At 55.6% G+C, this 23065-nt stretch carries 21 protein-coding genes and 3 pseudogenes; 12 read left to right on the top strand and 12 right to left on the bottom strand.

Annotated elements, in window-relative coordinates:
• Window positions 1-158 precede the first annotated feature (158 nt).
• A complete protein-coding gene (gene lptF, locus JYB84_RS13760; protein WP_207320602.1) occupies window positions 159-1271 on the top strand; it encodes an LPS export ABC transporter permease LptF in 1113 nt (370 codons plus the stop codon).
• Window positions 1268-2326, top strand: a complete 1059-nt coding sequence (gene lptG, locus JYB84_RS13755) for an LPS export ABC transporter permease LptG (protein WP_207320601.1) — start codon at window positions 1268-1270, stop codon at window positions 2324-2326. Before lptF ends, lptG begins: the two co-directional genes overlap by 4 nt.
• 74 nt (window positions 2327-2400) lie before the next feature.
• Here the strand turns inward: lptG and JYB84_RS13750 are convergent, their stop codons facing one another.
• From JYB84_RS13750 to JYB84_RS13730, 5 genes are all read right to left on the bottom strand, one after another.
• Window positions 2401-2910, bottom strand: a complete 510-nt coding sequence (locus JYB84_RS13750) for an RDD family protein (RefSeq protein ID WP_207320600.1) — start codon at window positions 2908-2910, stop codon at window positions 2401-2403.
• Entirely contained in the window at window positions 2907-3167 is a 261-nt protein-coding gene (locus JYB84_RS13745) for a DUF2960 domain-containing protein (protein ID WP_207320599.1), read from the bottom strand. The genes JYB84_RS13750 and JYB84_RS13745 overlap by 4 nt, the downstream gene beginning before the upstream one ends.
• A 21-nt stretch (window positions 3168-3188) precedes the next feature.
• Complete coding sequence (locus tag JYB84_RS13740) at window positions 3189-3539, bottom strand: DMT family protein (RefSeq protein WP_207320598.1); 351 nt, start codon at window positions 3537-3539, stop codon at window positions 3189-3191.
• A gap of 6 nt (window positions 3540-3545) precedes the next feature.
• Window positions 3546-4055, bottom strand: a complete 510-nt coding sequence (locus tag JYB84_RS13735; RefSeq protein ID WP_228289623.1) for a GNAT family N-acetyltransferase — start codon at window positions 4053-4055, stop codon at window positions 3546-3548.
• A gap of 72 nt (window positions 4056-4127) precedes the next feature.
• Window positions 4128-5615 carry a carboxypeptidase M32 gene (locus JYB84_RS13730; protein WP_207320597.1) on the bottom strand — a complete coding sequence of 496 codons (1488 nt, stop codon included), beginning with the start codon at window positions 5613-5615 and terminating at the stop codon, window positions 4128-4130.
• Between the two features lie 156 nt (window positions 5616-5771).
• Between JYB84_RS13730 and JYB84_RS13725 the strand changes: the two genes are divergently transcribed.
• Entirely contained in the window at window positions 5772-6422 is a 651-nt protein-coding gene (locus tag JYB84_RS13725; RefSeq protein WP_207320596.1) for a YqiJ family protein, read from the top strand.
• Window positions 6423-6433: 11 nt separating this feature from the next.
• A complete protein-coding gene (locus tag JYB84_RS13720) occupies window positions 6434-8179 on the top strand; it encodes a flotillin family protein (protein ID WP_207320595.1) in 1746 nt (581 codons plus the stop codon).
• A gap of 79 nt (window positions 8180-8258) precedes the next feature.
• Here JYB84_RS13720 and JYB84_RS13715 read toward each other — a convergent pair.
• Window positions 8259-8696 (bottom strand): annotated as a pseudogene (locus JYB84_RS13715) (ABC transporter substrate-binding protein); the annotation flags it as partial.
• A 40-nt stretch (window positions 8697-8736) separates the two neighbouring features.
• On the opposite strand from JYB84_RS13715, the pseudogene JYB84_RS13710 reads away from it, so the two are divergent.
• A pseudogene (locus JYB84_RS13710) lies at window positions 8737-9506 on the top strand (IS3 family transposase); the annotation flags it as partial.
• Between the two features lie 64 nt (window positions 9507-9570).
• Window positions 9571-9725, top strand: a pseudogene (locus JYB84_RS13705) (IS481 family transposase); the annotation flags it as partial.
• 114 nt (window positions 9726-9839) lie between these two features.
• On the opposite strand, the gene JYB84_RS13700 reads toward JYB84_RS13705, so the two are convergent.
• The 4 genes from JYB84_RS13700 to JYB84_RS13685 all read right to left on the bottom strand — a co-directional run bounded on the left by JYB84_RS13700 (window position 9840) and on the right by JYB84_RS13685 (window position 14476).
• Window positions 9840-11057 carry an erythromycin esterase family protein gene (locus tag JYB84_RS13700; protein WP_207320592.1) on the bottom strand — a complete coding sequence of 406 codons (1218 nt, stop codon included), beginning with the start codon at window positions 11055-11057 and terminating at the stop codon, window positions 9840-9842.
• A 500-nt stretch (window positions 11058-11557) separates the two neighbouring features.
• Window positions 11558-12259: a transporter substrate-binding domain-containing protein gene (locus JYB84_RS13695; RefSeq protein ID WP_207323236.1), complete on the bottom strand. Its 702-nt coding sequence runs from the start codon at window positions 12257-12259 to the stop codon at window positions 11558-11560.
• A 112-nt stretch (window positions 12260-12371) separates the two neighbouring features.
• Window positions 12372-13001: a DUF2913 family protein gene (locus tag JYB84_RS13690; protein WP_407696038.1), complete on the bottom strand. Its 630-nt coding sequence runs from the start codon at window positions 12999-13001 to the stop codon at window positions 12372-12374.
• 176 nt (window positions 13002-13177) lie between these two features.
• The gene (locus JYB84_RS13685) at window positions 13178-14476 is read right to left on the bottom strand and encodes a DEAD/DEAH box helicase (protein ID WP_207320591.1); all 1299 of its coding nucleotides are present in this window, start codon (window positions 14474-14476) and stop codon (window positions 13178-13180) included.
• A 271-nt stretch (window positions 14477-14747) separates the two neighbouring features.
• On the opposite strand from JYB84_RS13685, the gene JYB84_RS13680 reads away from it, so the two are divergent.
• From JYB84_RS13680 to JYB84_RS13660, 5 genes are all read left to right on the top strand, one after another.
• Complete coding sequence (locus tag JYB84_RS13680; protein WP_207320590.1) at window positions 14748-15968, top strand: EAL domain-containing response regulator; 1221 nt, start codon at window positions 14748-14750, stop codon at window positions 15966-15968.
• An 86-nt stretch (window positions 15969-16054) separates the two neighbouring features.
• A complete protein-coding gene (locus JYB84_RS13675; protein WP_207320589.1) occupies window positions 16055-17005 on the top strand; it encodes a YbgA family protein in 951 nt (316 codons plus the stop codon).
• Window positions 16995-17843: a MerR family transcriptional regulator gene (locus tag JYB84_RS13670; protein ID WP_207320588.1), complete on the top strand. Its 849-nt coding sequence runs from the start codon at window positions 16995-16997 to the stop codon at window positions 17841-17843. Before JYB84_RS13675 ends, JYB84_RS13670 begins: the two co-directional genes overlap by 11 nt.
• Window positions 17840-19246 carry a deoxyribodipyrimidine photo-lyase gene (phrB, locus tag JYB84_RS13665; RefSeq protein WP_207320587.1) on the top strand — a complete coding sequence of 469 codons (1407 nt, stop codon included), beginning with the start codon at window positions 17840-17842 and terminating at the stop codon, window positions 19244-19246. The genes JYB84_RS13670 and phrB overlap by 4 nt, the downstream gene beginning before the upstream one ends.
• Window positions 19247-19364: 118 nt before the next feature.
• Window positions 19365-20105, top strand: a complete 741-nt coding sequence (locus JYB84_RS13660) for a DUF4350 domain-containing protein (protein ID WP_207320586.1) — start codon at window positions 19365-19367, stop codon at window positions 20103-20105.
• A gap of 16 nt (window positions 20106-20121) precedes the next feature.
• Here JYB84_RS13660 and JYB84_RS13655 read toward each other — a convergent pair whose 3' ends face one another.
• Both JYB84_RS13655 and JYB84_RS13650 read right to left on the bottom strand, forming a co-directional pair.
• Window positions 20122-21183 carry a PDC sensor domain-containing protein gene (locus JYB84_RS13655; protein ID WP_207320585.1) on the bottom strand — a complete coding sequence of 354 codons (1062 nt, stop codon included), beginning with the start codon at window positions 21181-21183 and terminating at the stop codon, window positions 20122-20124.
• 127 nt (window positions 21184-21310) lie between these two features.
• Window positions 21311-21793: a hotdog fold domain-containing protein gene (locus JYB84_RS13650; RefSeq protein WP_207320584.1), complete on the bottom strand. Its 483-nt coding sequence runs from the start codon at window positions 21791-21793 to the stop codon at window positions 21311-21313.
• A 236-nt stretch (window positions 21794-22029) separates the two neighbouring features.
• Here JYB84_RS13650 and JYB84_RS13645 point away from each other — a divergent pair, with 236 nt between their 5' ends.
• Window positions 22030-22953, top strand: coding sequence for a DUF368 domain-containing protein (locus JYB84_RS13645; RefSeq protein ID WP_207320583.1), 924 nt, complete (start codon window positions 22030-22032; stop codon window positions 22951-22953).
• Window positions 22954-23065 lie beyond the last annotated feature (112 nt).

Genomic DNA, 23065 nt, shown 5'->3' with positions numbered 1-23065 from the left:
TGTATAAGGACTTTTCCGCCAGCAGCCAAGGGAATTGCAGTGATAGCCTGTGCAGATTTCACCGAATTTCTGTTCAGAAAACTATCAAAAGTAGACAGTTTACATGAAAGTTGGACTGACACCAGTAAAAAGATAAGTTTCGATACCGGATCCTGCCTGTGATTGTATTTAGATATCTGTTCCGTGAAGTTTTAAAGGCGCAAATCGCGGTACTTTTGGTGCTGTTAACTATTTTTATCAGCCAACACTTTGTACGTGTTTTGGCCGACGCCTCCGACGGTGAATTTCCTGCCACTCTGGTTGTGACCCTTATGGGGTTGAATCTGCCATATCTGGCCGTTTTGGTGCTGCCCCTCAGCCTGTTCCTGGGGATATTGCTGGCCCATGGTCGCATGTACGCCGAAAACGAAATGGTGGTTTTCCACGGTGTCGGTATCAGTGAATGGTATGTCACCCGGGTGACCCTGCTGCTTGCTGTAATCAATATGTTGGCCACTGGCTTCCTGTCCATGTATGTGGCCCCCTGGGCCGAAGAGCGCCAGAATCAGGTGCTGGAGAAGGCTCAGTCCGAGGCCGGGCTGGCGGCACTGGTGCAGGGACGGTTTCAGACCAGTCCCAATGGCCGCGCGGTTTTGTTTGTGGAGAAGATTGGCAAGGATAACGAACTGGACAAGGTGTTTGTGGCCCAATTGCCGGAAGAGGGCGATGAGAGCGGCCAAACCAACCTGGTGATGGCACAGGGTGGCCGGGTGGTGGAAGACGCCAGTGGTGCTCAGCAGCTCAGACTGAACGATGGCGCCCGTTATCAGGGGACCCCGGTATCCCGTCAATATCAGGTTATTGAGTTTGGCGGCTACGGCATGCAAATCAAGGAACAGGAAGTGGATCAGCGCCGCCGCAAATTATCGGCCCTGCCGCTGAAGGATCTGATGCAGCAACAGGGGCCCGCGGTGAGTGCCGAGCTGCATTGGCGTTTGGCTATTCCACTGGCGATTCCGCTGATGACATTAATAGCTGTGCCGTTGGCGCGGGTGAATGTGCGTCAGGGTAAATTTGCCAAGATGCTGCCGGCAATCCTGCTGTATCTGGGGTATTTCGGTCTTATGGTGGCCGGTCGCAAGGCCCTGGAGGATGAAGTGATCCCCGAAGTATTCGGTATGTGGTGGATCCACCTGTCGGCGCTGTTTATGGGCATGATGTTGCTTGGCAAGGAAAGGCCTTTGGGGGCACGGGTGACCGGAGTCCTGAGACGCAGGAGGCTGGCGCCATGAAGATCCTTGACTGGTACGTCGCCAGGGCATTGCTGAGCAGTTCCTTCCTGACCCTGCTGGTGCTCACCGGACTGTCGGGCATCATCAAATGGGTCGATCAGTTGCGCCTGGTGGGTCGCGGTACCTATACCATGATGGACGCGGGCGTTTATGTGCTGTTCCTGATCCCCCGCGACATTGAAATGTTTTTCCCCATGGCGGTGCTGATAGGCGCCCTGATAGGCATGGGTATGTTGGCGTCGAATTCCGAGCTGGTGGTGATGCAGGCCTCGGGCTTGAGCCGGTTGCAGATCACCGCTTCTGCCATGAAGACCGCCATCCCGTTGATGTTGTTGGTGATGGCGCTGGGTGAATGGGTGGCCCCAGTGGCAGAGCAGCGCGCCAGCGAACTCAAGGCCAGCATGATTTCCGGTGGCCGGCTGATCAAATCCCACCGTGGCATTTGGGCCAAGGATGGAGACCTGTTCGTCAATATCGGCGAACTGGAAGACACCAACAAGTTGGGGAACCTGACCCTGTACGATTTTGATGACCAGCTCAAACTGACTCACGTGGTCCATGCCGCCAGCGCCGTATGGGATGGCGACCACTGGCGTCTGCAGCAGGTCAAACGTACCCACCTGCAGGAAGACAAGGTGGAGCTGGAGTTGCTGGACGAAGAGCCCTGGCAGTCCACCCTGACCCCCGACAAGCTCAGCGTGGTGTCGGTTAAACCCGAGTCCCTGTCCATTAGGGGCTTGGTGGATTATCTCGAATACCTCAGGGTGAATAGTCAGGATCCCAGTCGCTACGAACTGGCACTGTGGCACAAATTGGTGCAGCCATTGACCGTGGCTGTGATGATGCTGGTGGCGCTGTCGTTTGTGTTTGGGCCGCTGCGCAACGTGACCATGGGCGCCAGAATTCTGCTCGGCGTGGTGGCGGGTTTCAGTTTCTATATCAGCAATGAAATTTTCGGCCCCATGAGTCTGGTGTTCAACCTGCCCGCCATGGTCGGCGCCATGGCCCCGTCGCTGCTGTTTACCGCGTTGGCGCTCTACTACATAAGGCGCTGAGGCGACAGGCAATAAAAAGGCCGCCCCGGGGCGGCCTTTTTATTGTAAACGGTTTGCGAATGAGCGCTGTCTGCTCAGACACCACGCCAGTTGCGCATTTGGTTTGCCGCCTCCGACAATACCACCACTTCTGAGCCGGTCATTCTGTCCTGCAGCGCCAACTTGTCACCATGGATCAGGATCCACAGATTACCCAATCCACCAAGGGACCAGAACAGTCTGGCGAAGGCCGTCAGCAGGCTCAGGTTCTGGCCATTGGGGTGCTGAACCTTGAGGCGCCAGGCGCGCATGCCCAGGGTCTGGCCACCCTTGCTCCAGAACAGGGCGTAGAACAGGCCAACACAAAAGAGGATCCAAGTTAAATTCAGTCCCTTATATACTGGATTGCCATTGAGCACATCCACCACATGCTGCTCACCCTGCATGCCTATCAGGCCGGTTTTCACCAGCAGGGTAAAGATGCCGAAGCTGATACTGCCGGCCAATATCCATACGGCCACCGCCAACAGCAGATCGTAAACCGCGGCACCGAGGCGACGGAAAAAGCCGGCGCGGGGGAAATTGGCGTGTTCTTGATTGATCATTGTGGATCCTTGTTGTCATCATCCCGCAGCATGCGGATATCGCTGAAACCCATGCGGGCAAATTCATTGAGGCGGAAGCTCTTGAGCGCGCCCTTGCCCTTGGCGGTCATGGCCACCTGCTGTTCCATGGCGAGGAAGCGGGCCAGATCGACCCCTTCGGCAGCCGCGGCAGCCTCGTACATGTCGTGATACTTGTCATAGGCAAAGTTAATAACCTTGGCCTGGCCTTTGAAGGTGTAGGCGACCTGACGTGCCATTTGAAATTCCTTTGGGTGAAGTTAACCGATTTCGCTGCGAAAAATAAAATACACAGCGCCGAGAATGCAGAGTCCGGCCCAGAGATAATCCAGCTTGAGCGGCTCTTTTAGGTAGAAAAAGGCAAAAGGCACAAACAGTGACAGGGTGATGACCTCTTGCACTATCTTGAGTTGGCCCACGCTCATCACCGTATAACCTATGCGGTTGGCCGGTACCTGCAGCAGGTACTCGAACAGGGCTATGCCCCAACTGACCAGGGCGGCCACTATCCAGGGTTTGCTGCCCAGACTCTTGAGATGACCGTACCAGGCAAAGGTCATGAAGATATTCGACAGGCACAACAGGCCTATGGTGATAAAGGTGGGTTGCATGTTTCCTCACAGGGGGCGGTTCATATACAGGGCATCCGGGCCATAACTGTCCAGTGGCTTGGGGCAGGGGATGGCGCTGAATCCCTGCCTTTGCCAGTAACTGTCTGCGCCGAGCACGGCCACCAGTGCCAGGGCATCCAATTGCCATGCCCGGGCCTGCTGCGTCAGTTTGGCCAGCGCCTGTTTGCCCAGGCCTTTGCCACGGGCGTGGGCTGAAAATGCCATATCATGCAGGTACAGCTTACCGCGTCGCTCCAGGGGCGGCAGTGTTTGGTACAGGGGCGGTGGGGCGTCCTGCTGCCAGGGATGGGCCAGGCAATAGCCCAGCAGTTCACCTTGCAGTTCCATCACAAAGCAGGAGCCGGGGGAACTGTGCCACTTGCTTTGCATCACCTCCAGGGACTCGGGGCCCAGGGCACCATAGCACTGGGCCTGGATAGCCATGATGCCATCCCAGTCTGCGTCTGTGATCGGCCTCAGTGTCGTCTTGTCGTGTGTCATGCCTGTGTTTGTCATGCTGTAATGAGCCGCAGCTGAGCGGCCGGACGCCGCCTGCTGCAAAAGGCGGCCATTATAGCAAAAGGGGCGTTACTCGCCCAGATACCGGCTGCGCAGGTGGCGCTCGAGGTAGCGGCCGCTGAGGGGCTTGCCTGTGGCTGTCTGGATAAGGTCGTCGGTTTGCAGCAATGAGCCCCTGGACCAGATGTTGCGCTCCAGCCAGGCAAAGACGTCAGCCAGGCGACCCTGCTCCAGCAGGCTGTCGAGGGAAGAGTCCAACTCGGCTTCCAACGCATAGCGCAGCTGGGAGGCCACCATGGCCCCCAGGGTGTAGCTGGGGAAGTAGCCCAGTTCGCCCAGGGTCCAGTGGATATCCTGCATGCAGCCATCGCGGTAATTGCCGTCGGTGTTGATGCCCAGCAGCGCCTGCATCTGGGTTGACCAGAAGTCGGGCAAATCGGCCACCTCCAGGCTGCCGTTTACCATGGCCTTTTCGGCCTCATAGCGCAGCAAAATGTGGCAGGGGTAGGTGACCTCATCGGCATCGACCCGGATAAGGCCGGGGTTCACCCTGCTGTAGATCCGCGCCAGCCCCTCGGCGGACAGCTGCAAGCCCAGATGACGATTGATAAGCGGTGCCAGCAGGCCGAGAAAGGCCTCACTGCCCGCCAGTTGCATCTCAAAAAACAGGCTCTGGCTTTCGTGCAGCCCCATGGAGCGGGCCAGTCCCGCTGGTTGGCCACGCCAGGCCTTGGGCAATCCCTGTTCATAGCGGGCATGGCCTGTCTCGTGGATCACCCCCATAAGGGCGCTGGAAAAGTTGTTGCTGTCGTAGCGGGTGGTCAGACGCACATCGCCCGGCACACCGCCACAGAAGGGATGATTGCTGACATCGAGCCGTCCCTGATTGAAATCAAAACCCAGCAGTGTCATGACCTCGCGCCCCAGGGCTTCCTGGGCCGGGATTGGATAGTGGCCACTGAGCTGTGGCACCGCCTGACCCAGTTGCAGATCCGTCACTTCGGCTATCAGCTCCGGCAGCCAGTTCTTCAGTTCACCAAAGGTGCTGTCGAGCATGGCCTGGGTGACGCCGGGTTCAAACTTGTCCAGCAGAGTATCGTAGGGTGTCATGCCCAGAGCCTGGGAGCGGCATTGGGCCTCTTCCCGGGTCAGGCGTATGACTTCCTCCAGCTTGGGTTTGAATCCCTGCCAGTCGTTGGCGCGGCGCTGCTCGCGCCAGGCATTTTCGCAGCGATAGCCCGCCAATGTCTTGGCTTCCACCAGAGACTGGGGCACTGCGGTGGCCTGACGGTATTGATGGGCCATTTCCCTCAGATTGGCGCGCTCGTCGTCACCTTGGGCTTCAGCCCGGGCCTTGTCCAACGCCTCAGCCAGCCAGGGCGCAGTCTTCAGCGCATGAATATGGCCCGCCAGTGTTGCCATGGCCTCGCTGCGGGTTTCGCCGCCTCCGACAGGCATCATGGTGGCCTGGTCCCAGTCACCTAAAGCGGAAAAATGTTCAAAGTGGGCAATCTGTTGGAAGTGACGGCACAGGCCATCATAGGCAGAGGCGGACATGGAATGCTCCTTTATTGCTTTGGGGTCATTCTAGCGCAAAAGAGGCCCGCTGGCAGGTGGCAAAAGTCGTTTGGCTTTGGCCGTGTCTTTGATATGCTCTGCCAATACAGATTCGTGCCAAGGAATTAGAATCTTAGAGGGTTCAAGGAGTTGAATTTGCTTTCCTTCCTGTTTTCCGATCCCAACCTGCCGTATTCCATCGCCATTGCCATGGTGGTTTTGTTGGGGATTATCGAGGCTTTGGCCATGGTGGCCGGGCTCAGCATCATGGGTGTGCTGGATGATTGGCTGCCCATGGACAATGACTTTTCCGCCGACGTTGCCGGTGGCGGTTTCACCGGCCTGGTGGGCTGGCTGTGCCTCAACCGCTTGCCGCTGCTTATCTGGTTGGTGCTGGCCCTGTGCAGCTTCGCCATTAGTGGCCTGAGTATCAATTTCGTTTCCGTCTATGCCGCCAACGTGCTGTTACCCACCTGGCTGACCCTGCCTTTGGCGCTGTTTGGCGGCGCCCTGGGCTGTCGCCTGTTGGGGCAACCGCTGGCGCGCCTCTTGCCCAAGAACGAGTCATCCGCCGTATCCATCGACGATCTGTGCGGTTGCGTCGGCACTGTGACCCTGGGGAGGGCGGTCAAGGGCAATCCGTCAGAGGCCCTGGTGCACGATAAATACCAGCAGAAGCACTATGTGCTGGTGGAGCCCGAGCACGAGCAGGGAGAGTTTTTGCAGGGCACCTCTGTGGTGCTGCTGCGCCGTCAGGGACGCGTCTGGGCCGCAAGCCCCTTTGAACAAACACAATCCGAGCATTAATAGGGAGATTTATGGAAGCTTTTCAAGTGGATGGTATGGGCACAAGCTTTGTTTTGCTGATTGCCGGCATCATAGTGGTGGGCCTGTTGGTGATAGGTCTCATTTTCGCCAAGCTGTATCGCCGCGCCACCAAGGAAACCGCCTTTGTGCGCACCGGGTTTGGCGGCGAGAAGGTGGTCAAGGATGGCGGCGCCATAGTATTGCCTGTGCTGCATGAGACCATAGCGGTCAATATGAATACCCTGCGCATCGAGGTGGAGAAGACCCAGAAGGATGCGCTGATCACCAAGGACAGGATGCGGGTCGATGTGAAGGCCGACTTTTACCTGCGGGTGGCACCCCATGCCGAAGGCATTTCCATGGCGGCCCAGACCCTGGGTACCCGCACCACCCGGGTGGAAGAGCTGAAAAAGCTGATGGAATCCAAGTTTGTCGACGTGCTGCGGGCCGTGGCCGCCGAGATGAACATGACCGAGATGCACGAACAGCGCGCCGACTTTGTGCAGCGGGTGCAGAATAACGTCGCCAACGATCTGGAAAAGAACGGTTTGGAGCTGGAGTCTGTGTCTTTGACCGGCTTCGACCAGACCGAGCTGGGCTTCTTCAACGAGAACAATGCGTTTGACGCCGAAGGTCGCGCCCGTCTGGCGAAGATCATCGAAGAGAAGCGCAAGGAAACCAACGATATCCAGCAGGAAAACCGCATCAAGATAGAGCTGCGTAACCTGGAAGCGGAAAAGGAATCTTTGGAGATTAAAAAGTCCGAAGAAGAGGCCCGCCTGGTGCAGCAGCAGGCGCTGGAGTTCAAGCGTGCCGAGCAAAAGGCGGAGATCGCCAAGCAGCGTGAGCAGAAGGCCAGGGAAGAGCGCGAGGCGGAAATCGCCAAGGAGCGCGCCATCGAATCGGCCGAGATCGAAAAGACCAAGGACATTGAGACCCGAGAGATTGAGAAGCGCAAGGCCATTGAGCAGGCCAGGATCCAGCAGCAGCGCGACATTGAAGTGTCCGAGCAGGAGAAGCAGATCGCCGTTGCCGCCAAGTCAGAGGAAGAGTCTGCCGCCCGTGCCCGCGCCGCCGAAGCCGAAAAGCTGAAGGTGGAAAAGGAAGAAGCGGTTATTACCGTGCGGCAGGTGGCCGAGGCCAACCGTCGCAAGGAAATCGAAGTGATTGACGCCCGCAAGGAGGCCGAACGTGAGGCCGTGGGCGTAACGGTTGAGGCCGAAGCCGAGAAGCGTGCCGCCGAAGACAGATCTGCGGCCATTTTGACCGAGGCCCGTGCCGCCGCCGATGCCAAGAAACTCAAGGCCGAGGCCGATGAGAAGGTGTATGCGGTGGAAGCGGCCGGTAAACAGGCCCTGTACGAGGCCGAAAACGTGCTCCGTGACGAGCAGATCGCACTGCAAAAATCCCTCGCCATCCTCAAGGCGCTGCCGGAAATTGTCGCCAATGCGGTCAAACCGCTGGAGAACATCGAAGGCATCAAGATTTTGCAGGGTTATGGTTCCGGCAGCGTGCTTGGCAGCGGTGAAGCTCAGGCCCAGGGCGGCATGGCCGAACAAGTGACCAGCGCGGCCCTTAACTACCGTGCTAATGCGCCCTTGGTGGATGCCATGCTGCGGGAGTTGGGTCTGGTGGACAAGGACAAGGGCGAGCTCAAGGACCTGCTGACCGGCAACAACGCGCTCACCACCGATGCGGTAAGGATGGTGAACGAGGCCGGCATTCGTTACAACGGTCACCATGAGGCCAACGACTGACGGCCATCGCCATTGCAATAAGATAAAGCGCCCTTGGGCGCTTTATTTTTTAGTCCGGGATGGATTTTTGGGGGCAGCCTCAGGGCTGCAATCTCTGGGTGTATTTGGCGATAATCGTCTTGATGGTGCCGTCCTTTTTAAGTTCGGTAATTGCCGCATCTATGGCCGGCAGCAGGGCTTCATGTTCCTTGCGCAGGCGAAATACCAGATCGCCACTGGAGTGTTCTGCGGCAATGGCAATGGGCAGATTGAGCTTGGCCGACCAGTAGAGCGCCGGATAATCACCGCTGATGGCCGCCGGGATCCTGTGCTTGTGCAGCGCCTTGATCAGCTCCTGCTCTGAGCGGAAATCGGCGCGAATAAAATCCTTGTCGTCGTGGTACAGGTAGCCCATGACAGTGCCTATCTCGCGGCCCTTGATGGCGCTGATGTCCTGCCAATCCTGCTCATTGCCGGGCAGGGTGATCACATTTTCCTTGATCAGCATAATCGGACTGGATTTAACGAACTTGGGACCGCAACCATGAGCTTTAGGTGACCCAGCCCAGATGTAATCTATCAGCCGAGGGGCCGTCTATTATGAGCCCAAGCCACTACGGCCAGATGAGTAGCGCCCGATGGGCCGTATTGACCGCCTGCACCTGGAGCATCCGTTTGCCGGGGCCAGAATGCAGCGAGATTTATTACGCCTGGAAGGTTACCAAGTCGGCTGCAAGCGGGTGGCGACCGAATGGGCATTGAACCGCTGCACCCTAAGCCCAGGGCGACACAAAGTCATCTGGATCACAGGGTATATCCGTACCTGCTGTGCGGCATGAACATCTGTCGGCTGAACCAGGCTTGGGCAATTGATATCACCTACATCCCGATGGACCGAGGATTTGTTTACCTGACAGCTGTTGGCGACTGGTTTTCCCGTCGTGTGCTGTTCTGGAAGCTATCGGTCACCATGGATGTCCATTTTTGCCTGGAAGCCGTGGAAGAGGCCATCGAAAAACACGGGCCGCCTGAGATCATGAATACCGACCAAGGCAGTCAGTTCACCAGTCAAGCTTTTACTGGTGCTGGTTCGCTAAAACAGCACAACATTCGGAACAGTATGGATGGCAAAGACTCGTGGCGAGACAATGTATTTGTTGAACGGCCGTGGCGCTCGGTCAAGTACGAGGACGTTTACCTCCATGCATACGATACGACATCAGATGCCAGGCTGGGGTTGAAAAGGTACTTTGAGTTTTATAACGGGTGGCGTCCACACTCCAGACTTGACGGACAAACGCCGGAGCAGTTTTACTTTTCCTCGTTGCCAGAGACTGTGGCAGCTTAACTTACGGCAGGGATCCACTTATAAAATGGGATTAGATGTTCAGACTAAAGGGGCTACCTCTGACACTCTGGAGGAGCTGCAAAAAGACTTGGACGAATGGCTGGTGCTGTACAACAATGAGCACTCCCATCAGGGAAAATGTGCTGCGGTCGGACACCAATGGCAACATTAATTGATGGAAAACGGTGTTGGGCTGAAAAGAATTTAGCCCAAATCTAATCTGACAACGATACCCCAAAATCGGGTATCTGTCAGATCAGGTCTGAGCTAGTACATCTCATATTTCAAGATGTTATTCGTGGTGCATTTCACATCAAAGATATCAAGACCACATTACCATCCAGGTCTAGTGCTGTGCGGTGAGAATTCTTCATTAAGTACGAGAATACCGTCAAATAAATTATTCCAATCAGCCACTTGGTAATTGTGGTAAAACATGGCGGCTGGTCTAGGTCCGAGCTCGAGTAATGTATCTGTTCCTATAAAATAGGACTCATTATTCTCACCTTTAATAGCTAAATTTTCTAAAGCATTCTTTGGGGCGGAAGGTAAGGGTTTCTCAATGCCTTTCGACCATCTGTACACGCCTTTTTGTGCAGTGATGGAAAGGGAAAAAAATGTTTCACCAAACCTGTTTTTTAACGCCGTTCCCAAGTTGTCTGCACCATTATAATCAGCAAAAAGCTCAGTGCTTTTTGCTGCATGCGCGTTATGGCACCAAATGATGACCTTGATGTTTTTGCCTTTCCTGTTTATGAAAGTGAAGCTATTCTCAATCATCATTCGAGCTCGGGTCACAAGCCGAACTTGCTGTGATGCGTTATCTGCTTTCATCAGTGCAACAAAGTTCTCGAACATATCAATTCGCTCTTTTTTAGTTTGCTGATCTGGCTCAGATATATTTTTTAACGTATTTTCCATTTGTGATATGCAATTAAGTCGTTCTGATTGAGCCATTTCTTCAGATTCAATCTGCTTTGGAAGTGCTGTGTTATATACCCAGTTTTTGAAAAGGTCTCGGCATAAGACGCGTCTATCGGCAGGTAATCCCTCTGTCAGCTCAAGAGCCAAAGTGTCGTTACTGAAAGGCTGACCGAGTCCTCCCACTTGATAGTCCAGACCTCCAATTTCTAGTTGACCGGCATTCACCTTTTCTGTCATAAATTGAAGAAGAGGTTGCATCTCCTTTTCAAACTTCCACACCCCTCCAACCGCATTTTCGATCAGCTCTTGAGAAATGGTTTCAGCAGTTCGTTGCTTTCTGGCAATGGGAATAAATTCATAGGTGCTAGATTCAAACAACACGGTGTTGAAGCCACATTTTTCAACAAGCGCCTCAACAAGTCCTGCTTTAATTATCAAGCTGTGACCATCGCCATGAGCATTTTCACCTATTGCTACAATTGATTTGTTACACATGGTCTGAATGGCTGAATTTAGGGCGCTTTTGTCCGCTTCTTTTGGCGCAGAGAGTTCAGCAGCTAATGAAACATCTACACACATAAATGATTGTACGAGTATGAAAACAGCTATCTTTAATATCGTATTCATCAGTAATTCTCCCTATTACTTATTGTTAAAAACTAGTTTTTTCGGTTGCTTGGCAAGGTAAAAATCAGCTTTCTATAGGACTTGATGTCATCACGTCCAATGAACTCGACTTGATTACAAAAATTTTTAGATTGTTCGGTGATTTTGTCCATTTCATCATAAGAAAACAAGACAATGCTCTTATCTGGTATTATCGTTTGATCAACAGGGTTTTTTTGCGTCAGGTGCAGTGAAGATAATCTACATCTATAAGTGGTTAGAGACAATATAGTTAGCAAGTTTATGTTTTCTTTGTTTTAGTGGATTCTCTATTTTATCTTGCTTCCATAATTTTAAAATCTCGCGAGCGCCAAATAGTTCAGAGTTAAATATAAGTCTGTTGTTTGTTATTTTGCTTTGTTTCGCTAACGACTGACGGCCATCGCCATCGCCATTGCAATAAGATAAAGCGCCCTTGGGCGCTTTATTTTTTAGTCCGGGATGGATTTTTTGGGGCAGCCTCAGGGCTGCAATCTCTGGGTGTATTTGGCGATAATCGTCTTGATTGTGCCGTCCTTTTTCAGTTCGGTAATCGCCGCATCTATGGCCGGCAGCAGGGCTTCATGTTCCTTGCGCAGGCGGAATACCAGATCGCCACTGGAGTGCTCTGCGGCAATGGCAATGGGCAGATTGAGCTTGGCCGACCAGTAGAGCGCCGGATAATCACCGCTGATGGCCGCCGGGATCCTGTGCTTGTGCAGCGCCTTGATCAGCTCCTGCTCTGAGCGGAAATCGGCGCGGATAAAATCCTTGTCGTCGTGGTACAAGTAACCCATGACAGTGCCTATCTCTCGGCCCTTGATGGCGCTGATGTCCTGCCAATCCAGCTCATGGCCGGGCAGGGTGATCACATTTTCCTTGATCAGCATAATCGGGCTGGATTTAACGAACTTGGGACCGAAGTCACCGTTGGGGAACCAGCTGGGGCTGACGATATCGAAGTCCAGCTGACCGTTTTCCAGGGCCTGGTTGGTGCGCTTGGGGGGCAGGGGGACTATTTCACCACCGACACCGGCACGGGACAGAATTTGCGGTAACAGCTCACTGATGATGCCGGGGCTATCCGGACTGTTGGGAATATAGTAAGGATACCAATTGCTTGAGCCGCTGACGTTGTATTTGAGCCTGACTTGGGGTGATGTTTTCCCTCCAGGCTCGGCCATGACCGGCGGTGGGCCGGCAACAAGAAACAGCGCCGTCAGCAGTGAAAAGATCCTGTTTTTCCTCATGTTGCACTCCACAACGTTCCCTGGGCAACACAGTAACCAATTTTGGTTACTTTGTCAGCAGTGCCAGACAAGGTAACTGATTTCGTGGAAAAAGACGGTAGCTCTTATGGTGTTTTATAAGGGAGGCCTTTTTATCCCCTGCGCTCAGCAACAGACCACAGTCCAGGGCCATTTGTGCCAAAAGCCCTTCATCGGCGCGAACATAGAGGGTCAGCGGGCCCAGAAGTTCGCCGTCCTTGAGCTGGCTACAGTAAGCATCATGGCTGATGACTATGCTGGGCACGCCATCGGCATCGAGCCTGAGCTTGCCGTCGATAACTGTGTCGGTAAAAACCAGAAAGCCCTGCTCTTTGGCCCTGGCCAGCAATTGTTCCAATCTGTGACCCAGACCTGTGCTGATGTCGCTAATCTGACCGTACTGCTGGCTGATGCCTTCAAGCAACTGGCGCAGACCGGCATTGGCACCCAGGCTGCGGCCCTGGCGCACCCATAAGGTCAGCTCATTGGCTATCAACTTGGGATAACGCTTTTCCTTGAGGGCTGTGGCCATGAAATTACACAGGAAATGGCTTTTCTGTGCCTCTGTGGCCTTGGGACCTATGGCACTGGAGGCGGCCAGTGCGGCCAGACCGTCGCGAGCGAGGGCCAAAATGGCCTGGTTATAGCTGATTTGCATATTGGACTTTGCCTCGGGGCCTGGGATGGAAACGGCGCCCATTGTAGGCAGGGTCATGGGCACTGTCCATCTTCAGGCTTTGATGCCTCAGCGGCTTGAATAAAAAAGCCGCCCTGGGGGCGGCTGTTTCTATGTCTGTAGCGTGCTTGAGTCGGCAGCTTGTTTGGGTCAGTAGCTTACTTGATTTTCTTGGTGTTGCCCTGGGAGCCAACCTTAACCTTGACCCTGCGGCCGGCCATGCTCTTCTCCGCGACGATTTGGGCGGCGGCGTTGTCATCGCGCTCTTTCTTCTTGGCAAAGCTGCGGCGTTTTTGCAGCTGCTTGAGCAGCAGATCCCGGTTGCTGACCTCGTAGCCGGGCACCATGATGCGTTTGAGCTTCTGGCCAATCAGCTTTTCTATGTCCGACAGGGTGCGCTCTTCTTCGCGGCTGACAAAGGAAATGGCCACACCGCTCTTGCCGGCACGCCCGGTGCGACCTATGCGATGCACATAGTCTTCCGGCAGGAAGGGCAGGTCATAGTTGACCACGTATTCCAGATCCGGAATATCCAGGCCGCGGGCCGCCACTTCGGTGGACACCAGCACCCGGATCTTGCCTTCAATAAATTCCCGCAGCGCGCGGCGACGGCTGCCCTGGGCCTTTTCGCTGTGTACCACGGCGGCTGTGATGCCATCGAGATTCAGCTCTGCGGTCAGTTGGTCGGCATCTTCACGGGTGGCGGAAAACACCAGCACCCGCTGCCAGTTCTTGCGGCCGATAAGCTCGGACAAGAGTTCGCGCTTGCGGCGCTGCTCCACCGGATACACCACCTGGCTGACGGTCACGGCCGTGGTGTTCTGGCGATCGGCACTGATCACCTTGGGCTTGTTCATTATCTCATCGGCCAGGCGACGCACCGGACCCGAGAAGGTGGCAGAGAACATCAGATTCTGACGCTGCTTGTTTACCGCTTGCAGTATCTTGTTGATGTCATTAAGGAAGCCCATGTCCAGCATGCGGTCGGCCTCATCAAACACCAGCACTTCAATGTCGGACAGGGTCAGGTTGCCGGCCAGTAGGTGCTCTAGCAAACGTCCCGGCGTCGCCACTATGATGTCGGTGCCGCGGCGCAGTTTTTGCGCCTGGATATCTGCCTTGCCGCCACCAAACAGGGTCAGCACTGTCAGGTTCATGTACTTGCCATAGGCATTGAGGTTGACCGCTATTTGCTCCGCCAGTTCGCGGGTGGGGGTCATGATCAGTGCCCGGCTCTTGGTGGGTTCCAACGGCTTGGGATTGTCCAACAGGCGCTGCAGTATCGGCAATGCAAAGGCTGCGGTTTTACCCGTACCTGTCTGGGCGCTGGCGAGCACGTCCTGACCGCGGCGCACGGGAGGTATGGCCTGGCGCTGGATTGGGGTCATGGTCTGGTAACCACAGTCTGCGATGGCGCGCAAAATCTCGGGGGCAAAACTGAAGGATTCAAATCTCATGATATTTCCTGGCATTGGCTTAACACTCTCGTCGCCGGCAGACGACAGCGGTCGTTTGCCTTAAAGCGGGCGCGGAGTATAGCAGATTTTTCCGCCAGTTCCCGAAAAAATACCGCGGATATGCATTAAAGCATGATTGGGCTTTTTGCTTGCTCTGGTTTGACTTGATCCTTTGCTGAACTAGGCTTAATTACCAAGCCTATACAGCATGAATTCAGGGATGTACCGGTACCACAGCACTGTGTGACCTGAATGGCAAAGGAGATGCAATATGACGCTGAACGTGCTTATCATCGATGACTCCCTGAGTACCTGCCAACTCCTCAGCCGTTATTTTTCCGAACTGGACGTTGACCAGGTGGAATATTGCCGTGATGGTCTGGCGGCGTTGCGGCTGCTGACCAAATACCGGGATCATTATCATATTCTGGTGGTGGATCTGCACATGCCGGGCATGGATGGCATAGAGCTGCTGTCGCGCCTGAGCCGCATCGGTTTTCGCGGCGGTGTCATTATAGCTTCCGGCATGGAGAGTCGCATCATAGAAGCCGCCTCCCAGGTGGTGATTAATTCCCGCCTGCGCCTGCTGGGGGCGCTGACCAAACCCGTGTGCCAGACACAATTGCAGATCTGTATCGAACGCCTGATGATGATGGCGCCGGATCTGGGCAGGCCTACATCCAGGTTGTCGGCAGAGCAAATTCGTCAGGCCATCCAGGATGACAAGGTGGTGCCCTATTATCAGGCCCAGGTGGATTCCAAGGGACGTATCGAAGGTTTTGAAGTGCTGTGCCGGTTGCAGGACGGTGACCATTTGCAACTGGTGGGGCCGGATGCTTTTATCGATATGGCCGAGCAGCATGGCTTGCTCAATGCCATCAGCGAAAAGTTGATCAACTGCGCGATGCGCGAATGGTTGGAGATTGGACGGCATCCCGAATGCCAGCACAGTCGTCTGTCCATCAATCTCACACCCAAGCAATTGGCCAGCAACGGTTGGCCGGCCAAGCTGCTGGAATACTGTGATGCCTATGAGCTGGATATCAGCCGTTTGACGGTTGAGATCACCGAAAACCAGGCGCTGGATCAGCACAGCCAACACGCCAGTATCAGCCGTCTCAGGCTGCACAGCGTAGGGGTAGCCATAGATGATTTCGGTACCGGCTATACCAACCTGACCCAACTGTGCCGCTTGCCCATCAGTGAACTCAAGCTGGATATGAGTCTGGTGCGCGGCATTCACATGGATGCCCTGGCCCAAACCATTCTCAAGTCCTTGGTGGAGATTGGTGCGCGTCTTGGCGTAGCTGTGGTGGCCGAAGGGGTGGAAGATCCCCGCGACTATGCCTATCTGGAGCAATACCCCAACATCATTATTCAGGGTTTTCTTATCTGTCGTCCCAAGCCTTGCCAGGAGATTATGCGCTGGCTCGATGCACATCAGAAGGTCGTGCATCTGCATGCGCAGTCACAGCCGGGCATGCTGCACTGAGTGACACTTTTATTGGTTGTACAAAAATACTACTCATGTACAGGTTTGTGTGTCATACTCACAATACCTATACAAGGAGTATCACTATGTACAAGTTTAATCCGCAGCGTATTCAGGTTGGTATCAGTGCCTGTTTGTTGGGTCAGCAGGTGCGTTTTGATGGTGGCCATAAAAGATCAAGCTATTGCGACAATGAACTGGGTAAGCAGTTTGACTTTGTCGAAATATGCCCGGAGATGGCCATAGGTTTAGGGGCGCCGCGTCAAAGCCTGCGTCTGGTGCGTGATCGAGGTGAGATACGGATCCGCAATGCAAACATGGATGTGACCGACAAGCTCCGGGATTTCAGTGAACGTCAGGTCGAAAGACTGGATTTCATCAGTGGTTATATCCTGTGCGGCAAGTCGCCCTCCTGTGGCATGGAGCGGGTCAAGGTCTATAAGGCCGACACCAATCAAGGCGCCAAAGAAGGCACAGGCATTTTCGCTGCGGCTTTAAAGGGCCGTTGGCCACAGCTGCCGATAGAAGAAGAGGGGCGCTTGCATGACCCTCTGCTCAGGGAAAACTTCATTACCCGGGTGTTCGCCTTTCATAAATGGCAGTGTTTGCAGGCAGAGGGAGTGACCCGCGCCGCACTGATGGCGTTCCATGCCCGTTACAAATACCTCCTGCTGGCCCACAACCCGGCTATTTATCGCCAATTGGGTCCCATGTTGGCCCACTCGGACCTGCCATTGCCGGCCTTGGCCGAGGCCTATCTGCAGGGCTTTATGGCTGCCCTGGCACAACCCGCCAGCCGCCGCAATCACAGCTGTGCCCTTGAGCACATCCAGGGCTATTTCAAGCACAGGCTTGACGGCGAAGAAAAGCAGGAATTGTGTGAAGCCATCAGTGCTTATCGCCTGGGGATGCAGCCTTTGCTTGTGCCTTTAACCCTGATCAAGCACCATTTACGGCAACATCCTGATGACTACATAGCGTCCCAGGTCTATCTCAATCCCCATCCCCAGGAGCTTAAACTGCGTTATGGACTCTGAATTGGATCAACCCCTTTACAGTATCGGCGAGGTGGCCACTCTGTGCGGCGTCAACCCCGTGACCCTGAGAGCCTGGCAAAGGCGTTATGGTCTGGTGGTGCCCCTGCGCACTCCCAAGGGCCACAGACTCTATACCCAGGACCATCTTGACCGGGTACGGGAAATACTGGCCTGGCTCGATAAAGGGGTCGCCATCAGCAAAATCAAGCCCTTGCTGTCGGATAGCAGTGCGCGGCCCGAATTTGGCGATGAATGGCAGCAACTCAGCAGCAGCCTGGAGCAGGCGGTCATCCGGCTCGACAGCGACGGATTGCAACGTCTGCTGGACGACGCGCAGCGCTTGTATCCCTTTGGTGTCCTGAGGCGTCAACTGTTACAGCCTTGGCTGAGGCGGCTTGAGTTACTCCTGGCCGAGCGTCAGGACGGTGGTTTGCTGGGGGATTGGCTGGAGCAGGAGTTGCTCAGGCACTGTACTCTGATGCAGCAGCATTTGCCCCCCAAAGCCCCCCGTTTGCTGTTGCTGGCAACAGGACCGCAGCCGCGCTGGCTGGTGACCCTGTGGCGGCTGACTCTGAATCAGTCGGGCTTTCGGGTGTTATTTTTTGCCTTGCCCGATGCCGACACCGCGCAGCTGGCATTGTTACAGGACAGAATAGCCTGCGGACATATGCTGTTATTGCCCGGTCCGTACCGTCAGAAAGCTGAGCTTGCTTCAGTGCTGAGCCTTTGCCAACAGATGGGCATGACTTGTGTCAGTCCGGAGGCTATCGAAGAGGTGACGCAACTGGATGAGGCCGAGGTGGAGCAATGGTTCGGGCGCCTGAGAGCCGAATCATGAATCTGCTTATCTGGTTCCGGCAGGACCTGCGCGTTAGCGATCACCAAGCCCTGTGGGCCGCCTGTGAGGAAGCCAGGGACACTGGGGCCAGGCTGTACGCCCTTTATATCGCGACACCAAAGCAGTGGCAGGCCCATGATGTGGGGCCCATGCAGCTGGATTTTATCGAACGCAATCTCAACTGCCTGGCCGCGTCGCTGGCAGCATTGGGCATTGAGTTGGAATTGATGACGGTGGCGGACTTTGCCGCCGTGCCCGCCGCCCTTGGGCAATACCTGGCGCAGCGCAATATCAGCAAGGTGTTCGCCAGCGAAGAAGTGGAACTTAACGAGCGCCGCCGTGATGCCGGGCTGTTGGCGTCGGGCATTGACCTGCGCCTCTTTGGGGGCCACTGCCTGTTGCCGCCGGGCACAGTCACCACGGACGCGGGGGCCATGTACCGGGTATTTACGCCCTTCGCCCGCCGCTGGTGTGCCTTGGCCAGCCGCCAGGCCATACGCCCTTTGCCGGCGCCACAGCCCTTGGGGCCGGCTCTGGTGCCCTCGCATTTCCGCCTTGACGTGGAAAAGCGCGCTTCCGATTATTGGCCAAGCGGTGAAGTGGCCGCCAGAGAGAGATTGCTAGCCTTTAGCGGCGGTGCGCTTGGTGCTTACGGCCAACAGCGTGACTTCCCGGCCATGGCGGGAACCAGCAGCCTGTCCCCTTATCTGGCCCTTGGGGTGCTCAGTCCCCGCCAGTGCATGGCCGCGGTACTGGATGCGTATCCCGCCGCACTGGTGGAGGAGGGCAGTCCCGGCCGCAGCTGGCTGATGGAACTGGTGTGGCGCGAATTCTATCGGCATCTGCTGCAGGCCTACCCCGGTCTCAGTCGGGGTGAGAATTTCAACGCCCTGGGTGACGGCATACGTTGGCGTAACGATGCAACAGAATTTGCCGCCTGGTGCGAAGGGCGCACGGGTTATCCCATAGTCGATGCCGCCATGCGCCAACTCAATACTATTGGCTGGATGCACAACCGCCTGCGGATGCTTGCTGCCAGCTTTCTTACCAAGCATCTGCTGATTGACTGGCGTTGGGGCGAAGCTTACTTCCGGCGCCAACTGGTGGATGGCGATCTGGCCGCCAACAATGGTGGCTGGCAGTGGTCCGCCGGTACCGGCTGTGATGCCCAGCCCTATTTCAGGATCTTCAATCCCCAGCTGCAAAGTGAAAGGTTCGACCCCGAAGCTCGCTTTATTCGCCATTGGCTGCCGGAGCTGGCCGGCTGGCCCCTTAAGGCGCTGCACAGACCGGAAAAACGTGCCGCGGACTTATTTGCCGAGACTTACCCCGCGCCCATCATAGACCACAGCTATGCCCGGGAACGTGCCCTCAGTGCCCTTGCCGTGCTCAAGCGTGGCTGACCCGGATCACACTTTGGCGCTTATCTGCCGCCGGAAGGCAGAATTGCTTGGCTCCCGGGTGTGACAGCCATCTATGATGAAGCACTTTCCAAGTGTTTTTCCGTGAGTGGGGATCAATATGAACAAAGGCTGGATTGCCGCCGCACTGCTGGGGCTGCTGGCGCCCTGTGCCCATGCCGCCAAGGTGGTGTTTGACGAAGGCCATGGGCAGCAGTTTACCCTGGCCCAGCGCTTGCCGCTGGGGCTGTCGGGCCTGGGGGAACAATTCGGTGCCCAGGAGCTGGTTAGCCACAAAGGTGTGCTGGATAAGGCGGCACTGGCGGATGCCAGGGTGCTGGTGATCTCCGGTGCCTTCGACCCCTATAGCGAGGCGGAGCTGGCTGCCATTAAAGCCTTTGTGGAGCAAGGTGGCCGTTTGGCTGTCATGCTGCACGTGGGGCCGTTGAACGGTGAATTGCTGAACCGCTTCGGCGTCGCCGTGACCAATGCCGCCATTCGTGAGCAGCAGCATTTGCTCGGCGAAAATTCCCAGGATTTTGCCGCGGCCCGCATTGACAGGGAGCATCCCTTGTTTGCCGGTGTGAATAAGGTGGGCTTTTATGGCGTCTGGGCCATCAAGGCCCAGGCCGAGGGACTCATGGATCTGGCCTTCACTTCCGACAGCGCCTGGATTGATTTGAATCGCAATCAGATGGCCGATGCCGATGAACCCCGGGATGCCTGGCCCCTGGTGGTTGCCGGCAAGGTGGGCGCCGGCAAGCTGGCGGTATTTGGCGATGATGCCATGTTTCAGAATGCGTTTTTGAAGGGAGACAATCTGCGTTTGGCGCAGAATCTGGCAGCCTGGCTGCTGCAATAAGGTCTGTTCGCGCCCGTCAGGCTTTCTGCCATTTACTGTGACAGAAAGCCAGGGCCAGGCCGCTCCAGGCGAGTAACAATACCAATCCCAACCGAAACAGCTGGCTTCTGCTCTCCTGCTTTATGTCATCCAGCTGTGTTTTGGGCACCAGGGTGACGGTTTTCCAGATGTTTTGATCAAAAATCATCGGCGTTTGCCCCGTCGGCGCATGTAAATTGGCTGCGAAATCACTGTAGATAAGAAACTGGCTTTCCCAGGTCCACAGACCCGAAGTCAGTGATACCTGCCCCTTGTTGGTGTTGCGGATCCGACTCCAGATATCCGGCTGGCTCTGGGCCAGGGTCAGATCGCTGCGGTTGCGCATAAAGCCCCACTCCTTGTCGGGATCCGGTGCCACAATCCAAAAGCCGTCGGTATTGAGCAACATCACCTCACCGGGAACTTCGCGGGTGGCATCGCGGAAATATTGCAGCAGCAGGGCGGCGCGGTAATTGAGGATCAACATGCCCTTGAGTTGATCCCCTGCAAAAATCGGCGTCGACAGCCGCACCATGGGTTCAAAAGGGGTGCTGACCTTGCCCCGCTCCATATTGAGATCTATGGGTGACACGTAGATGTGGCCGGGGGCTAACCTCAGGGTTTCCTGCACATAGTAGCGATCGGCTTTGTTCTGCAGTTGTGGCTGAGGGGTGATGCTTATCCCCGTATCCGTCAGGTTTACCCTTACCCGTTCCATACCGGAGGCATCCAGCAATCTGAGCTGACTGTAGATAGGTTTATGGGCAACAAATTCGGCCAGTTGCTTCGCCAGTTGTTCCCGGGCCGCCTCAGCATCGTCATTCAAGGCATCGTGGATGGGAGCCAGGGCTGCCAGGTAAGCCACATCCCGGAACAGGGCTTCAAAGTCTTCCTTCAGCGCTTCATTGCCAAGGCGGATCCCCAGGCTTTGTTGTTGACGGAGATGGAGAAAATCCTTGTCGAAGCGATCTTCGGCCAGCAGATGCAGCCAATAACCAATCAGCAGGCTGAAGGGAAGGAGGAGGGCAAGAAACACCAATACAATCCGTTTACTGGTCATGGTCATCCCTGAGAAGTTTATTGCTGCGGCCTTTAATGCCTTTGAGCTTAGACCAAGGCCGATAAACCGGCAAAAAATCCCATCAATTCATTGTCCTGTGAATTGCACTCCCAAGTAGTTAGCCGACTCAGCTCTTGGACGGCTTTTGTGAAATCCACAGTTTGATATGGCCCTTGACCACCACAATGCCCTGATTGTCGTAGGCCGTGACCGGCACCAGCAGATCGCCTTCCCGCCAATCTTCGGGTTTGACTTCGGCCACGCAGCGGATATCGCTGCCGGCCTTGGCCGTGTAGTCCAGGCTCATGCCCTTGGGGATCCAGCGCAGGTGTTTGGGAATCGACGCTTCGGCCATCACGCCCATGGCCATTTCCAGGCCGTTGCAGATGGCGATGACATGGACAGTTTTGATGTGATTGTGCACCCCATGGCGTTTCTTTATCAGGCACTCGCAATAGTTGGGCCTGAGCTCGGTAATAAGGGGCCTTATGGTGCTGAAGTAGGGGGCCATGCGGGCCACCATGATGGAAAAAATCTTCTTGCCCATGGGCCAGGATTGCAGGCGTTGGTAGAGCGCCAGTACTTTATTGGGACGGGTGTCTGTGGTCATGGTGATTGTCCTTTCCTTGGCCACTGGGGCGGGCTGTTGTTCTGAATCAGTGTGTTGAACTATTTTTCTGAACTAATGATGCTGAATCATCGTTCTGGTCGGATGAGTCTAGCATCTTGGCGGCCAAAGTCACCAGTGTCTTGGCCTCGGCTCAAAGCCACCCACAAACTTCATTTTCAGTTGCGCGCCGTGGCACGTATAATCGGCCCCACTTTCAGCTGTGAAAAGGATGTTTTGTGAAGCATTTTCTGACTTATCTCAAGGGCCTGGCCATGGGGGCCGCCGATGTGGTACCCGGTGTATCCGGCGGTACCATAGCCTTTATCACCGGCATTCTCGACACCCTGCTCGACAGTGTTCGCCGCATTAATCCCTCTCTGGTGGGCATATTGCGCCGCGAGGGAGCAAGGGCCGCATTTGCCCATATCAACGGTGCCTTTCTGCTGAGCCTGTTGGCGGGGATACTCACCAGCATCTTCAGTTTCGCCAAGCTGATCTCCTATTTGCTGAACCACCATCCCATACCTGTGTGGTCGTTCTTTTTTGGCCTGATCCTGGTTTCTGTGTGGCACATGCTGCGCCAGGTCAAGGGGTTCTCTGCAGTGCGGTTGGCGCTGTTTGGCCTCGGCGTGCTGGTGGCCTGGGGCATTACAGTGTTGAACCCGGTGGAAGTGGAACCCAGTTATCTGAATATTCTGCTGGGTGGTGCCGTGGCCATCTGCGCCATGGTATTACCCGGGATCTCCGGCAGTTTTATCCTCTTGCTGCTGGGCCTGTATCCGGCGGTATTGGGGGCGGCCAAGAACCTGCAATTTGATATTCTCGGCTGTTTCGCTGTTGGTGCCGTGGCCGGGATACTCAGCTTCAGTCATCTGCTGTCGGCTTTGCTGCGCCGTTTCCACGATGCGACCGTGTTTTTCCTTACCGGCCTGATGCTGGGCACCCTGGGCAAGATCTGGCCCTGGAAACAAACGCTCACCTGGCGCATCAATTCCCATGGTGAACAGGTGCCTTTGCAGCAGCAAAACCTGTCCCCCTGGGGCTATGAGCAACTGACCGGCGAGGCCTCGCAGCTGGCGTTCGCCATCTTCTGCGCCCTGGCGGGTATAGCCCTGGTGTTGCTGATTGAAAAACTGGGTGCCGGACAGGACGCAAGCTGATCTCCCTGTCATTTCAGACAACAACGCCCGCTATCGCGGGCGTTTTTTTAGCTGTTGTGCCTCGCCCGCTGCGCTTGATATCGAGGCTTAGGGGGCAATGGCTGCTGAACAC

Source organism: Shewanella cyperi, from assembly GCF_017354985.1.
Lineage (GTDB): Bacteria > Pseudomonadota > Gammaproteobacteria > Enterobacterales > Shewanellaceae > Shewanella > Shewanella cyperi.
The sequence above is the reverse complement of the archived record's forward strand: the minus strand, read 5'-3'. Positions and strand labels throughout refer to the sequence as shown.

Coding starts and splice junctions, on each gene's coding strand:
- lptG (WP_207320601.1), top strand. CDS start 1,268: ATGAAGATCCTTGACTGGTACGTCGCCAGGGCATTGCTGAGCAGTTCC.
- JYB84_RS13750 (WP_207320600.1), bottom strand. CDS start 2,910: ATGATCAATCAAGAACACGCCAATTTCCCCCGCGCCGGCTTTTTCCGT.
- JYB84_RS13745 (WP_207320599.1), bottom strand. CDS start 3,167: ATGGCACGTCAGGTCGCCTACACCTTCAAAGGCCAGGCCAAGGTTATT.
- JYB84_RS13740 (WP_207320598.1), bottom strand. CDS start 3,539: ATGCAACCCACCTTTATCACCATAGGCCTGTTGTGCCTGTCGAATATC.
- JYB84_RS13735 (WP_228289623.1), bottom strand. CDS start 4,055: ATGACAAACACAGGCATGACACACGACAAGACGACACTGAGGCCGATC.
- JYB84_RS13730 (WP_207320597.1), bottom strand. CDS start 5,615: ATGTCCGCCTCTGCCTATGATGGCCTGTGCCGTCACTTCCAACAGATT.
- JYB84_RS13720 (WP_207320595.1), top strand. CDS start 6,434: ATGGAAGCTTTTCAAGTGGATGGTATGGGCACAAGCTTTGTTTTGCTG.
- JYB84_RS13700 (WP_207320592.1), bottom strand. CDS start 11,057: ATGAATACGATATTAAAGATAGCTGTTTTCATACTCGTACAATCATTT.
- JYB84_RS13695 (WP_207323236.1), bottom strand. CDS start 12,259: ATGGCCGAGCCTGGAGGGAAAACATCACCCCAAGTCAGGCTCAAATAC.
- JYB84_RS13690 (WP_407696038.1), bottom strand. CDS start 13,001: ATGCAAATCAGCTATAACCAGGCCATTTTGGCCCTCGCTCGCGACGGT.
- JYB84_RS13685 (WP_207320591.1), bottom strand. CDS start 14,476: ATGAGATTTGAATCCTTCAGTTTTGCCCCCGAGATTTTGCGCGCCATC.
- JYB84_RS13680 (WP_207320590.1), top strand. CDS start 14,748: ATGACGCTGAACGTGCTTATCATCGATGACTCCCTGAGTACCTGCCAA.
- JYB84_RS13675 (WP_207320589.1), top strand. CDS start 16,055: ATGTACAAGTTTAATCCGCAGCGTATTCAGGTTGGTATCAGTGCCTGT.
- JYB84_RS13670 (WP_207320588.1), top strand. CDS start 16,995: ATGGACTCTGAATTGGATCAACCCCTTTACAGTATCGGCGAGGTGGCC.
- phrB (WP_207320587.1), top strand. CDS start 17,840: ATGAATCTGCTTATCTGGTTCCGGCAGGACCTGCGCGTTAGCGATCAC.
- JYB84_RS13660 (WP_207320586.1), top strand. CDS start 19,365: ATGAACAAAGGCTGGATTGCCGCCGCACTGCTGGGGCTGCTGGCGCCC.
- JYB84_RS13655 (WP_207320585.1), bottom strand. CDS start 21,183: ATGACCAGTAAACGGATTGTATTGGTGTTTCTTGCCCTCCTCCTTCCC.
- JYB84_RS13650 (WP_207320584.1), bottom strand. CDS start 21,793: ATGACCACAGACACCCGTCCCAATAAAGTACTGGCGCTCTACCAACGC.